Source organism: Leptospira fluminis, assembly GCF_004771275.1.
Classification (GTDB): Bacteria; Spirochaetota; Leptospiria; order Leptospirales; family Leptospiraceae; genus Leptospira_B; species Leptospira_B fluminis.
In genome coordinates, this window is record NZ_RQEV01000008.1 from 73,896 (window position 1) to 87,977 (window position 14,082).

General features: G+C 48.1%; 9 protein-coding genes. 4 read left to right on the forward strand and 5 right to left on the reverse strand.

Annotated features, from left to right (window positions below; all coding sequences use genetic code 11):
* Window positions 1–49 precede the first annotated feature (49 nt).
* On the reverse strand, window positions 50–505 hold the full coding sequence (locus tag EHO61_RS07195; protein WP_135812951.1) for a peptidylprolyl isomerase: 456 nt from the start codon (window positions 503–505) through the stop codon (window positions 50–52).
* Between the two features lie 222 nt (window positions 506–727).
* Between EHO61_RS07195 and EHO61_RS07200 the strand changes: the two genes are divergently transcribed.
* Genes EHO61_RS07200 through EHO61_RS07210 form a run of 3 tightly spaced genes read left to right on the forward strand, consistent with a single transcriptional unit; the run spans window position 728 to window position 6,723 of the window.
* Entirely contained in the window at window positions 728–3,424 is a 2,697-nt protein-coding gene (locus EHO61_RS07200; protein ID WP_135813130.1) for an adenylate/guanylate cyclase domain-containing protein, read from the forward strand.
* Window positions 3,408–5,528 (forward strand): FecR domain-containing protein, encoded by a 2,121-nt coding sequence (locus EHO61_RS07205; protein ID WP_135812952.1) that lies wholly within the window; start codon window positions 3,408–3,410, stop codon window positions 5,526–5,528. Before EHO61_RS07200 ends, EHO61_RS07205 begins: the two co-directional genes overlap by 17 nt.
* Window positions 5,518–6,723: an LIC11435 family protein gene (locus EHO61_RS07210; protein WP_135812953.1), complete on the forward strand. Its 1,206-nt coding sequence runs from the start codon at window positions 5,518–5,520 to the stop codon at window positions 6,721–6,723. The genes EHO61_RS07205 and EHO61_RS07210 overlap by 11 nt, the downstream gene beginning before the upstream one ends.
* A 106-nt stretch (window positions 6,724–6,829) precedes the next feature.
* On the opposite strand, the gene EHO61_RS07215 is transcribed toward EHO61_RS07210, so the two are convergent.
* The 4 genes from EHO61_RS07215 to EHO61_RS07230 all read right to left on the reverse strand — a co-directional run bounded on the left by EHO61_RS07215 (window position 6,830) and on the right by EHO61_RS07230 (window position 12,619).
* Window positions 6,830–8,713 (reverse strand): ABC-F family ATP-binding cassette domain-containing protein, encoded by a 1,884-nt coding sequence (locus tag EHO61_RS07215; protein ID WP_135812954.1) that lies wholly within the window; start codon window positions 8,711–8,713, stop codon window positions 6,830–6,832.
* A gap of 49 nt (window positions 8,714–8,762) precedes the next feature.
* Complete coding sequence (locus EHO61_RS07220; RefSeq protein ID WP_135812955.1) at window positions 8,763–10,994, reverse strand: PAS domain-containing sensor histidine kinase; 2,232 nt, start codon at window positions 10,992–10,994, stop codon at window positions 8,763–8,765.
* Between the two features lie 206 nt (window positions 10,995–11,200).
* Window positions 11,201–12,130, reverse strand: a complete 930-nt coding sequence (locus EHO61_RS07225) for an alpha/beta fold hydrolase (protein ID WP_135812956.1) — start codon at window positions 12,128–12,130, stop codon at window positions 11,201–11,203.
* Between the two features lie 15 nt (window positions 12,131–12,145).
* Entirely contained in the window at window positions 12,146–12,619 is a 474-nt protein-coding gene (locus EHO61_RS07230) for a cyclic nucleotide-binding domain-containing protein (RefSeq protein ID WP_135812957.1), read from the reverse strand.
* A 224-nt stretch (window positions 12,620–12,843) separates the two neighbouring features.
* On the opposite strand from EHO61_RS07230, the gene EHO61_RS07235 reads away from it, so the two are divergent.
* Window positions 12,844–14,079: a DUF445 domain-containing protein gene (locus tag EHO61_RS07235; protein WP_135812958.1), complete on the forward strand. Its 1,236-nt coding sequence runs from the start codon at window positions 12,844–12,846 to the stop codon at window positions 14,077–14,079.
* Window positions 14,080–14,082: the final 3 nt, after the last annotated feature.

Below are 14,082 nucleotides of genomic sequence, written 5' to 3' on the forward strand. Positions count from 1 at the left end.
AATTCCATTGCAACTGAATAATTTTGGAAAACTTCAGACGAACTTTCCCTCAAATGATTTCCAAAGATTCAATGACCACCGGTTGCAAAGGACGGTCCCCCGGGCCGGTTTCCGTTTCCGAAATTTGCAGTACCACATCTTCTCCCTCGGAAACCTGTCCGAAGACTGCGTGTCGGTTGTCCAGATACAGATTGTCCCGGACATTGATGAAAAACTGAGATCCTCCCGTATTCGGTCCGGCATTTGCCATGGAAATCGTAAACTTTTTGTTTTTCAGGTCCGGATGAAATTCGTCTTTGATCTTATAACCCGGACCACCGGTTCCGGTTCCGTTTGGACAACCGCCTTGGATCATAAAATTTTGAATCACCCGATGAAAGACCAGGCCGTTATAAAACCCTTTTTGAGCTAGTTCTATAAAATTTCCGGTCGTGACAGGTGCCTTTTCAGTGTCTAACATAACGGAAAAAGTTCCGCGATTTGTGATAAACTTTGCAAGAGCCATTGGATTCCTCCCTTGGGCAGAATTTTGCTTCTTCCATGAGAATCAACCGTTTCCCCTTTTCGCTTCCGGGAAGATTTGCTCACTTTTTTAATATCCAATCTTTTCGGACCGATAATTTAACAGAGGAGGCTCGGAAATTTCTTTCCGCTACAGGGCGTAGTATTTTCCTTATTACCTGAGGCGTTCGGAAACGAATTTCTTGCATTTTCCGGTACACAAATGATGGGATCTTCGATCAAATACATTCCATTTGGAACCGGGGGTTCGGTGGCCTTTTGGGAACAATCTCCTTCCGAATCTTCCCTATCGGAAGAGATCATTTTCTCTTGGGCGGAACGCGGCATCCGATCCGTGGTATGCGTCTTTTCGGAAAACGGCTCTCCCCTGGTCACGACTCTGGAAGAGACCTTACATAGGGAAGACTGGAAACTCTTCGCATTAGAAATCCCTCCGGGACCGGAGACGAACGAATCCGTTTTCTTTTCCACTTGGAAACTTCTCCATTCCGTCGGAAGAGGCAACCTTCTGTTTTTAGTTCCGGAAGAATGGAGCGAAAGGTGGGAAGTACTTCTTTCGAAAATGGTGCTCTCCGCTCACCCGAATCTGCAAAACGGGGAATTGGGTTCCTGGTTTTCTTCTCTGTCAGGAGATTCAGAGTCCAGATTCCTGAACGAGTATAGAAATTTTCTCTCCCGGAAAAAACCTCCACGCGACATTCCGGAAATCCATCGCGGAGAATTTTCCCTTTTTTTGCGGGAGCTTCCTCTTTCCGTTAAAGAGATCAACCTGGGACAAGGGTTCCAGAACCAAGTTCCGGGAAAGCAAGTTCCTAGGATCCAATCCAACGGCAAACGGAAGGAAAATCCTGCGGAACAAAAAGAGAATGTAGAAAAACCGAAACGAGAGTCTCCGATCGAGATCATCTCGGAGTCCGTCCCGGAAACCGCTTCCGTAGAACCTAAAGCCGAAAAAAAATCGGACGAAACGCCTGCCGCATCGGCTCCGACGATTCCGGCAAAAACTCCGGAACCGGCGGCTCCGAACGAGCCTCCCGCTCCTTCTACTTCCACGGAACAAACACGAGCAAGGCTTCCTCTCCAGTTGAAATTGATGGGGGTGATTTCCCTATTATTAACGCTCACCGTTTCCACGGTGATCCTTTACGCATCGAGCGAATTCAAAAAGAATTATGAAATCCGGGTATTGGAGACGAACTTTTCCCTCGTAAATATTTTAGGCATTAAAGTGAAGTCCGATCTCAAGGACATACGGGACAAAGGAAAGTCGCTGACGGAAAAATTATTGGACCCTCGCGGCCCGGGCGCATATGCGGACCTATTCTTCCGGAACGAACCCGATTTTTTACTCGTGGGAATCTACAAAGTCCAGGGCGCGAATCTGAAAAAGGAAATCGTTCTGTACAACGATTCCTATCTGGAAGGGATCTCGGCTACCCGGGAAGAATTGGACTCGGCGATCCGTGAAAAAGAAAACACCTTATTAAAGGCGCTCAACTCCGAGGGACGCATCGACAATCTTACGGCGGATTTTAAGGAACCGGCCTTTTCCATAGCCGTGGCGGATGCGTCCAAAAGCCGTATACTCGTATACGTCCTGCGGTCGGAAAGATTATTAAGCGCATTCCAAAAACAAGATATTAACGTACCCTTCCTGGTCAACGGGAACGGGGATCTAATCGCTCACTACGATCCTCAACTCCTGGCTTCTCAGACGAATCTAGCCGATCTTCCTATATTCGAGACCATGCTTTCCGCCGTTCGGGAAGACAGTCAGCAGACCAGATACCAAGACGGCCTCGGCACGAAATATTACGGGTCCTTTCAGAAGGTGGGTTTCGGAGGCGCGGGGGTGATCGTCACCGTTCCGGAGGAAAAAGTCTTCGAAATGGTTTATAGGATCCAGACCAAGAACCTTCTCATCATGGCGATCGCGCTCTGCGCAGCTCTTATCGTGGTCTTTTTTCTGGCTAGAAATATTACGATTCCTTTATTATCTCTTCTGAAAGCGACGGTGGAAATCGCTAAAGGAAATTTCAAGATCGATATCAAATCCACTACGAGAGACGAAGTGGGACTTTTGACCGACTACTTCGTGAACATGGGTAAGGGTTTGGAGGAAAGGGAAAAGGTCAAGGACGCTCTAGGTCGTTTCGTCAACAAAGAGATCGCCGAAATGGTTCTGAACAAGGAGCTGACCTTAGGCGGAGAAAGGAAGATGTGCACGATCTTTTTCTCCGATATACGCTCCTTTACCGCGATTTCCGAAAAACTCCAACCGGAAGAGGTGGTGGAATTCCTGAACGAATACATGACCGAAATGGTTCGTTGCGTCAACGAAACTCACGGAATCGTGGATAAGTTCATCGGAGATGCCATCATGGCCACTTGGGGAGCTCTGAAATCCTCCGGGGAAAAGGACGCCGAAAACGGGGTAAACGGAGCCTTACTGATGCGGAAGGCGCTAATAAGATTCAACCAAGGCAGAGGCGGAGACAAAAGGCCGGTGATCCGGATCGGTTGCGGCCTGAATTACGGTCCGGTCATCGCGGGGCAGATCGGGTCCGAAGAAAGATTGGAATACACGGTCATCGGAGACGCGGTGAACCTGGCTTCCCGAGTGGAAGCGCTGAATAAACCCTTCGGAACGGACATACTCATAACGCAGGATCTTTATAATTTCGTTAAAGACATATTCTCCGTCGAAAAGATGCAGTCCATCAAAGTGAAGGGAAAGACGGAGCCCCAAGTGATCTATGCGGTCCTGGGAAGAAAGGACGATCCGGAGACCCCGGCTTCCGTGGTGGAACTGCGCAAGCTCCTCGGGATCGAGTTCGACGCCAAAAAAGCGGGCAAGAGCGGGGATCCGGAAGAGGAAGTGAAGTATGAGATACTTGACTGACGGAAGATACGTAGTCACCGGCTTACTTCTGCTACTGCTATTCTTCTCCTCCTTGTTGTATCTTTATGCGAACGCGGGACAAAAACGGGGAAACAATAAGATCGTCGGCGAATTGAAATCCAAGGAGTTGAAGATACTTCGAAAACTCGATTCCGAAGTGGTTTGGGAAGAACTGGACCAGAACGACCCGGTAAGATACAGGGATACCATTCGTACGGAAGAAGGATCTCAGGCCGTCCTATTGTTTAAGGACGGAGACAACTCCACGGAAATACGAATGGACGAACGGAGCATGATACTGATAGAGGACGTCGACAAAATCAGCTTCGTAGCGGGTTCCTTGTCGGCGACGAGTAGCGGAGGCGGGAACAACCTGCAAATCAGCTCCGGAGACACAAAGATCTCACTTGCGAACTCGAACGTAAGTCTTTCCAAAAACGAGGACCAGGCCCTGAATCTGGAAGTCAAAAACGGGGAGGCGAAAGTCGTCTCTTCGAACGGAGAAAACGTCCTAAAGGGAAACCAAGCCGCGGAATTAAAGGGCAATAAGGTCGAAGTTCGAAACTTGACTTTAGAACAGTTAAGTCCGAACGACGGAAAGAATCTTCCTCTAAAAGGAGAATCCATTTCCGTATTCTTTACTTGGAAGCCGGAAAAAGGAGTCAAAAACTACAAATTGGAATTGGCCAAGGACGCCTCCTTCCGATCCGGTTTACGGAAATATTCCTCGAATCTTCCGGAGGTAACCGCGAATCTTTCGGCAGGACTCTATTTTTGGAGGGTCTCGGGCGTGAATCCGAGTACGGGGAAAGAGGAATCCAGTACTGTCCGCTCCGTTCGAATTCTCCCTTGGGTCAGTCCCAGATTGATCTCTCCTTCTCCTAAAGAAGTATTTTCCTATACCTCCGAAATTCCCGGAATCCGTTTCCAATGGTCCGTCTCCGATCCGACTTCCAAATTCACGTTGGAAGTCGCGGAAGATCCCGGGTTCAAGCAGATCGCCTTCAAATCCGAATCGAAATCAGGTTTTTTGAAATGGGAACCGAAATCGGACGGTAATTATTTCGCCAGGCTTCGGATGTCTTCGGATAAGGAAGGGTTTTCGGAGGAAAGCTCTTCAACTGTCCCCTTTTCCATTCGCAAGGTCGCAGAGACGGAACCTCCTAAGCTCCATAGACCACTGGCCGGAGAGGAAATCGGCCTTCGCGTTTTTAAATCCGGAAATTCCTTTTTCAGTTGGTCTTCCGGGAGAGAATTCAAGTCTTACACGTTGGAAATCGCCTCCGATTCCCAATTTAATAAAATCCTTTTTTCTCAATCTACGTCCGCGAATTTCCTAAAACCGAATTTCGACTGGCTGGAGGGAGTATATTATTGGAGGGTCAAAGGAAACCAGGAAGGGAGCGGCGCTCGTGAGTCCGTTTCCCAATCCTTCCTGCTGAAACAATTGGATTCGGTAAAACTTACGTATCCGAAAGATGGAACCCAATCCGGCCACCCTTCGGACGGACGGATGACCCTTCGTTGGGATCGTCCCGACCCGAGCGGACTCTATCGTGTGGAAGTTTCCCGAGATTCCTCTTTTCAATCCAAACTATCCGAGTCCACAGTACGATCCGGTTCCGTTTCCATACTGTTACCCGCTCCCGGCGATTTTTATTGGCGGGTGGCTCTCGTTTCTCCGAGCGGAGAATCTCTGGTATCCAGTCCGGTAGCTTCCTTTAAAACATCGGACTCCGCCCCTTTTGTGTCTCCGACCTATCCGAGAGAACGCGACAAAATCGATCTGGAAGAAAAAGAAAGCCTGGCCTTCTACTGGGAAACGCAAGGAAAAACGGACGGTTACGTATTAGAACTTCTGGAATCCAAAGGAAAAAACTGGAAATCGGTGTTTAAAAAAGAAATTCAGGGAGAAACCTACGAATTTCGGGAGTTGTACAGATTAAAGGAAGGAAAATACCAGTGGAGGCTGAGTGCAAAATACAAGGACGAATCCGGGAATTCTCGCACAACCCTTCCGATCTCCCGGGAATTCGCGGTAGTCGTTTCGGCCAGCTTTAAGGCTCCCGATATATTGACTCCGAAGGCAATTTATGTCGAATAAACCGTTTCGAAATACGATCCGCATTTCTCTTTTTTCCCTCGTGGCGGCCGTCTGTCTCTTTTTGCCCGCATCCTCCTCCGCCAAAGACGCGGAAGAAGGTGCCAAGTTGGAATGGAGTTCCATCCCGGATGCAAACGGCTATTTGGTGGAAATCAAGGATACAAACGGGAGAATCACGAGGCAAAAAACGAACGCGACTCAGATCTTCGTGGATCTAAAACCCGGAACCTATGAGCACAGGATCGGCGTCCTGAATCGATACGGTAGGGTTTCCATATTTTCCACTTGGATCCCCTTCGAAGTCATCTTGTCCAGACCTCCCGTCCTGACTTCCTCCGCCCGGAACGCTTACTTGGCCAAGGATTTTCCCGAAGTATTGGAGATCAAGGGTAGATATCTGAACGAAGCCACGAAAATCACTTTAAAAAATTCGAATGGAGAAGAACTTCCTATCAAGTCCGTGGAATTCAGGGAACCCGATTCCTTGATCGTTTCCTTGGACAAGAAAAAGATCCCGGAAGGAAGCGTTTCCCTAAGACTGGAAAATCCCAGAAACAAGGTGACGGAAACGGAAGCCTTCCTTGTGGTCGCGGAGACCCCGGAACGGTTGGCGGCACTGCAGAGGCAATACCTTCCCCAAGAACCTTCCTCCAAGGAACCTTTCCGTTTCGATTACGGCGCGCTTGCGCGATCCGCGGTTCTACCCGGATGGGGACAATTGTACCAGGGCAAATCCAAAGTTAGATCCTTTGCCTTTCCGATCCTTGTCGCTACCGCAGGTGCGTTCACGTATTTAAAAGGCCAGGAATATCTTCATGCGGTCAAAGATTATGACGCGGCCAGAAGAACGAATCTGATGTTAGGTTCCGCGATTACCCAGACAGGAAATATAGCGATCTACCCCTTGGCGGCGATCAATTATTTTCAGATTCCTTCCAAACTCGGCGTCGCCTCTTCCGCATACCACCAAGTCGAAATTTCTATCGGAATTCTGGCCGTCCTGTATCTCGCGAATTTAGCGGACGCCGCTTTCTTTCCCGGCACAAGACAGGTTAAAATAGAAGGAACCGACAAGACGGCCACCTGGTCTCCCCTGCTCAGAAATGAAAGGGATTCGAACGGCTTTACCTACGCCTCCACAAACCAACAATATTTACGGCAGCGGGTAGAAGTCGGGGTGCAATTCTCTTGGTAAAAGGCTTCAGTCACACTTTCTCCGCCGTTTGAACGGTAGAACGACCTGCTTCAGCGGTATCGATACGACCGTAAAATCCGAATCAAGTCCGGACCCGCTCTAAAAATTAAGACTCCTTGGAAGCGAGGATTTCCCACTCCGCAACCTTCTCGAATAATTCCTCTTGGATCCGCTTCAGTCTCTCCGCGGAAAGTTTTGCCTCGTTTGGAGGAAGAAGAGTCTGAAGTCTTTCTACGATCTGCTTTTCCTCCGACTCCAATTCTGAAATATCTTTTTCCAGTTGTTCCAGTCTTCTTTTTTCCTGGTAGCCCAGCTTCTTTTTCGACGCGACTGTAGATTTGTCCGCCGAAGGAGGATCCGGTTCGGAAGAAAAATCCTGATCGCCCGGGTTCTTTTCCTTATAGGCCTTATATTCCAGATAATCGGAATAATTTCCCGGGAATCTTTCCACGTTCCCGTCCCCATTCATTATAAAAATGTAATCTACTACCCGGTCCATAAAATAGCGGTCGTGGGAAACCGCCAACACTACTCCCGGAAAGTCCTGTAAAAAATCCTCGAGGACGGATAAAGTGGGGATATCCAGATCGTTGGTAGGCTCGTCCAGCACGAGAAAATTGGGATTACGCATGAGCAGCATCACCAAAAACAATCTGCGCTTTTCCCCTCCGGAAAGCCTTTCGATCTTAGTGGATTGCAATTGAGGGGGAAAAAGGAATCTCTCCAAAAATTGGGAAGCCGACCAGAGGGAACCGTCCGCCATTCGAACCGTCGGTGCCACCTCCTCTTTCAGATAATCCAAGACCCTTTTTTCGGGCGGTAACCCGCGGTTCATCTGATCGAAATATCCGAACGTTGTGTTCACTCCGATGGACACGTCGCCCGAATCGGGCTTTTCTCTTCCCGTCACAAGATTCAAAAGAGTGGTCTTTCCCGCCCCGTTCGGTCCGACGACTCCGATCCTCTCTTTGCTTTTGAATACGTAGGAAAATCCTCCGATAAGAGTAGAAGAGTAGGATTTTTTAATATTTTTAAGTTCTAATATTTTTCCTCCGAGCCTACGCCCGGAAACCGAAATATCCAGAACGATATCCTTTCCGGTTTTTTTCCTGTCCAGCACTTCCAAAACACGATCCGTTCTGGCCTTTTGCTTAGTCCCTCTCGCCTTTGGTTGCCTTTTCAGCCATTCCAATTCGTTCCGCAAAAAGGACTTGCGCTTCGTTTCCTCTTTTTCCTCCACCATCTGCATCTCCACCTTCTTTTCCAGGTAAAGATCGTAGTTTCCGGGAAAAACCCGAAAAACGGCCTTATCTATCTCCAAGATTCTACCGGCGACTTCCTCTAAAAAATAACGATCATGCGTTACGAGCAGGACAGCTTTATCGGTTTCCTTCAAATAGTCCTGTAACCATAAGATCGCGTCTATGTCGAGGTGGTTCGTAGGTTCGTCCAAAACGAGCAGATTGGATTCTTCGGTCAAGGCTTGGACCAGCGCCACTTTTTTGATCATTCCTCCGGAAAGTTCTCCCATCTTTCTGGAAAAATCCGGAATATTCAATTCTCTTAATAGATTTTTCAGATCGGATTCCAAGCTCCAGGCCTGCATGCGGTCCATTTCGGCCATCGCGTTCTGGTATTCATTTTCCGCATCCGCTCCGCCCTTTTCCAATAAGGTGCAAGCGACTTCGTATCTTTTGATCGTAGCGGTCAAGGGCCCGACTCCGGAAAGCACATGTTCCAAAATCGTATTTTCCGGTAAAAAATCCGGAAACTGAGGCAGGAAAGAAATCTTAAGACTTCGGTTTCGGATTACCTTTCCTTGGTCGGGCTCTTCGGAGCCCAAAAGGATGCGCAGCAAGGTGGACTTGCCCGAACCGTTGATTCCGAGTAGGCCGGTTTTTTCCCGCTCGTCGACTCCGAAACTGACGTCCTGGAAGAGTTTTTTTTCCCCGATCGTTTTGGAGATTTTGTCTACAGAGATTAAATTCACTAGCTATACAGGCTTTTCTTTGCCGCGAGTCGGGCAACCTTTTTCCCTTTTAAGGAAGGCCTGAAAGCTGGATTCTATAATGCGCGCCGGATTCGGAAGGGAGAAGTTCCCAATCGGCCTTTAATTTTCCCAAAAGCATTCCGACTAGTTGAAGACCTAGACTCTCGGATTTTCGTATATCGAAGCCCGGCGGCAATCCGATTCCGTCGTCGCTCATTTCCAAAATCAATCGTTCGTCCGCTCTAAAAATGGCGATCCTGATGTTTCCGATCCGATCCCCCGGAAATGCGTATTTCAAGCTATTCGATACCAGTTCGTTTAATACTAAAGCCAAAGGAATCGCGTAATCCAAATTCAGTTTCAGTTCTTCGGACTCGACCAGATACTTAACTTTCCGATTGGCGCCGTACGATTGCACCAGAGCGATCAGCAGATTGTTTAGGTATTCTCTGAAGTCCGCGTCCGAAATGGATTCGTTCTGGTACAGCTCCTTGTGAATAAGGGCCATGGACCGGATCCGTCTTTCGCATTCCTGTATGACGGAAACCAATTTCGGATCGTCCATGAATTCCGCTTGAAGACTGAGCAGACTGGAAACCACCTGGAGATTGTTCTTCACCCGATGGTGTATCTCCTTCAGCATCATTTCCTTTTCGTTTAACGAAATTCTCAGCGTTTCTTCGTATTGGTATCTTTCGGTTACATCGCGAATCACCTGGGTCGCACCTACCATATTGTGGCTAAAATCGCGAATGGAACTATAGTTGATTTCGAACACGAGATTTTCGTCGATCAATCCGGAAACACGTCTCTCCACACGGAAAACTTCGCCTCTCAGCGCCCGGCTCCAGTTTTCCACGATAGTGTTTCTTTCTTTCGCATCCGTGATGAATACGTCGGTGATATAATTTCCTTCCGTGACCCTCTTTCCGTAAAGCCTCCAGACCAAAAGCTCGAAAGAAGTGTTGCAAGCCATGATCCTCATGTCCATATCCACCGCACAGATGGAATCGTTGACGCCCTGTAGAATCGCCTGAAGGCGATCGTTCGTGAGCATGATTTTTTTTCTGAGATCTGTCACTTCCTGCTGGGACTTCTTTCTTTCCGAAATATCCCGGAATATCACCTGCATAAAATCGCTGTTTCTCTGCTGGAAAGCGATCCCGGTGACTTCCACATAGACTTCCGTTCCGTCTTTTCTTAGAAATTTTTCCTCTATGGGGGCCGCCTGGACCTTGGATTCCAGGGACTTACGAATCCTTTCCGCCACTAACGCTCTCGACTCCGGATGCACAAAATCGGAAATCGGACGCCCTTCCACTTCCTGCGGAGACGCATACCCTAAGATCCTAAGTCCGGAATCGTTCAGATAGAGGAGTTTTCCGTTCGAATGGAGTCCGATCCCGTCCGGACAAACTTCCACAAGTTTTCTGTATTTTTCCTCGCTCGCAAGTAAGGCCGTTTCCCACACGGTTCGGAGCGTTACGTCTTTCAAAAAAACGACCGCTTCTTTGATCGTACCTTCCCGCTTCAACGGAGCGAAAGAAACTTCCAGTTCCGAATTTTTATCCGTAGGAAAAAGGCGACTGAAATGCCATTTCACCCGTTCTCCCGCAAACGCTTTTGCCAATTGCGCGGTAAATATTTCCTTATGTTCCGGAGAAATCAAAGCGGACAATTCGATTCCTTTGAAAAGCGAAATCCCGAACTGGTTTTTGACCTCCTGCCTTCCGGAGGAATTTACGTATTGGACGTTTCCCGAACGATTCAATTGGACGACCCATTCGTCCGTACTATCCAAGAGAATTTGAATGTATTCCAGTTGATCTCGAAGAGCGATTTCGTTCTTTTTCCGGAGATGGATGTCCTGTATGGAACCATATATCCGGATCAACTCGGAATCGTCCGGATCCTTGTATATCTTTGTGACGTCCCGAATCCAGACGGTCTCGCCCGATTTGGTAATGACCCTGTATTCGGCCTGAAAAGGAAGCCCTCTTAAAGAGGCCTCTTTTTTCGTTTCCAGGATTTCCCGATCTTCGGGGGGGACGGTCGGCCAAGAAGCCCATTCGATTCCTTCCGAAGGTAGAGGCCCATCGAACTGAAAAAATTTCAGCAGGCTTTCGTTTGCCCATGTTAAGCGAAGTTCTTTTTTTTCGGATATGTCGAAACGGTATATCAGATCCTGTGCTATTTCCGGAAGAACGGATTGCAATTCCGATTCGGAAGCGATCGCCTGATTTTTTTTGCGAGTCCAATTCCGAATCCAGGAAAACGCCATTCCACTCTCCTAAGGGAGACGGAGCGGTTCTCCCTTATTGACAATTACTGTAAATTCGACATTTTACTCGATTTATTTTTGCGAAAGAAACGTACTTCCCGCAAATTCCGGAAGGAATCTCAAATTAGGAAGCCGCCCGTAGACTGTGCGTACAGCGACCACCAAGACCGAGAAAATATGTTCTAATCCGAACGTAGGATCCGAATTTAAGGAAAAGGCTTTTCGGAAAGAAATTTCCGGTAGATTTGCGAGACATCCTGCGGTTTTTCCAGCATGGGAGCATGCCCAACATCTTTTAGAATGACCTTTTTCGATCCCGGAATTCCTTTCTCTAAAACATCCGCACCGGAAACGTTCAGAACCCGATCCGTATCCCCCCAGAGAATCAAGGTCTTGGCCCGGATCTCCTTCATATTCTCCTGTAAAGGAAATCCTTTTCGAATGTCGTTGAAGATCACCTTATTGAACGGAGCGTTTTGAATGGCTTTTTCCGCAAAATAACTTTTCATCGGGGAAGGAATCGGAGGAGGATTTACGAAAACGAACTTCATCAATTCTTCGAAATCCTTCTGGTCCGTTACGATCAGAGTGTTCTTTCCCTTTTCCATATTTCTAGAGAGTTCGCTCTTTACCGGACTATTGATCCCGCCGGGAGCGAATACTCCCAAGGACAATACTTTCTCCGGATGTTTAGCCGCGAAAACTCCGGCGATACAGCCTCCCATGGAATTTCCTGCGATATGAAATTTCTCCCATCCGAGCCCTTGGGTAAACCGGTCCAACCGTTCCACCTGCTGTTCGATGGTATACCCTTCGTTCGGAAGCCTGAGATTTTCTCCGAAACCGGGAAGATCCACGGCGATCACTCTATAGTCTTTGGTGAGACCTGCGGAAAATCGAGTCCAGTTATCCTTGTCAGCGCCGAAGCCGTGTACGAGGAGAATCTTTTCCCCCTTTTCGTTTCCACCTTCCAAATACGTCCAGTCCCAAGGACTGACCTTCAGTTCTTTCCGTTCTAAGCCCGCCTTCCAGCGTTCGAAACCGAAGGCCAGACTTGCTACGGTGTTGGAACAGGAAACGAAAGTAAAAACGAGTATAGAAAGAAGGAGCGAGAAACGTACAGGCATCTTTTTCATTTGGAATCGTCCCGATCAGGAATATCGTTTTTTCAATTCCCTCGCGTAAGCAAGGTCTTGGGTCAATAAGCGCATTCTTTTAACCAGATACGTAGTGATACTTTTGTAGAATTTTAAAGCCAATTCCTTGTCTCCGTCCAAGGTCTTTTGCAAATGCTCGTAAGGAATTTCCAGCAGTTCGCAACGCTCCATGGCCTCCACCGTTCCGGCACGTTTCCCGTGGTCCAAAAACGGAAATTCTCCGAAATGGTCTCCGGTAGCGATCGTGGTCACGTTTACGTCGGTTCCTTTTTCGGTGGAAGTGATGATCCTCAGTGTGCCGTACATCACTACATAAAACGCTTTGGCTTCGTTTCCTTCCTGGTAAACGGATTCTCCCTGCTCTAAAATGGTGTATTTGGTCTTTTCCGCCAACTTGGAGAGGTCGTCCTTGGAAAAGCTCGAAAAGAGATAAATGCTTTGCAGGATTTCTTCGATTGAATGTTGCATAGAATTTCCTTAAGAAAGACCGAGTCTAGTTTTCGGAAAAAAACCTTCAAGCCACTTTCCCCTTCGCCCGCAGAGCTCGGATTTCCGTTCGGAACGAGGAAGTTTTTTTTACGGGAAAATTTCTTGCCCGGACGTTTTCAGAAAAAGGACTTGCAGCCGACTGTAGGCGACGGGACTTTGCAAAAAAGCCCGCCTCTATAGCGGTTGCTACAGGATTTGAAAATATGGACTTCTCCTTCTTTAGCCAAAACAAAGAACTGATCGGTATCATTATGATGCCCTTTACGTACGGATTCGTGGGCTGGTTCACGAACGTAGTCGCCCTGAAAATGACTTTTTATCCCTTGGAATTCGTCGGAATTCCCCCCTACCTGGGCTGGCAAGGAATCGTCCCGAAAAAAGCGCAAAAACTCGCGCTGAAATCCGTGAACATCATGACGGAGAGACTGATTAAAGTGGAGGATTTCTTCTCCAAAGTCGATCCCGAACAATTGGAAAAAGAGTTCCAACCCGTGTTGGACGGGCTCGTTCCTTCCGCCACAAGAGAGATCATCCATCATATCAATCCGAGTCTTCGCAAACATTTGGAAAACGGACACGAATCCGAGATTGTGAACGCAGTTCAGGAAAAATGTGCTCATACCGTTCGGAATATCATGGTCCAAGTAAAAGAGAACGTATCCTCCGTCTTCAACTTCCGGTCCTTGGTTCTCCGAAAACTTACCGGTCCGAACGTTAAACGAATCGTGGATATTTTCGAAGAAGTGGGCTCGAAGGAATTTACGTTCATCGAAAGATGCGGCTGGTACTTGGGCGGAGCTTTGGGAATCCTGCAAGCGCTGCTTTGGGAAGTGCTTCCGATCTGGTGGACTTTACCGATCCAAGGAATTATCGTCGGATACGTCACGAATTGGGTGGCGCTTACCATGATCTTCCGTCCTCTCTACGAAAAGAAATTCGGCCCCATCAAATACAGAGGTCTTTTTTTGGCGAGACAAGAGGAGGTTTCCAAAAAGTATTCCAACGTTTTCGCGACACAGGTATTGACCGCCAGGAACGTCTTAGAGGAGATCCTGTACAAAAGAGCGGCGCGGACCCTCGTAGAAACCATCCAATCCGAGACCGAAACCGCGGCTCACAAAATGAATCTGAACGAAAACCTCGACGCGGAAAACGGGAAAGGCGAGGACTCGGATTTCGAAAACACCAAGAAAGAAGTGATACGCAACGTGAGCGAGACTTTGGCGAACAGTTCCACGAAACTGGAAAGCTATATGGGTCGAGCCATGAGCATAGAAAACAATATGTTCAAACGCATGAAGGATCTACCTCCGGAGGAATTCGAACCCATCCTTCGCTCCGCGTTCCAGGAAGACGAATACGTGTTGATCCTGATCGGCTCCGTCTTAGGTGCGATCGTCGGTCTGTTCCAAGGCTTGTACATGCTTTTTGTGGCGTAAACC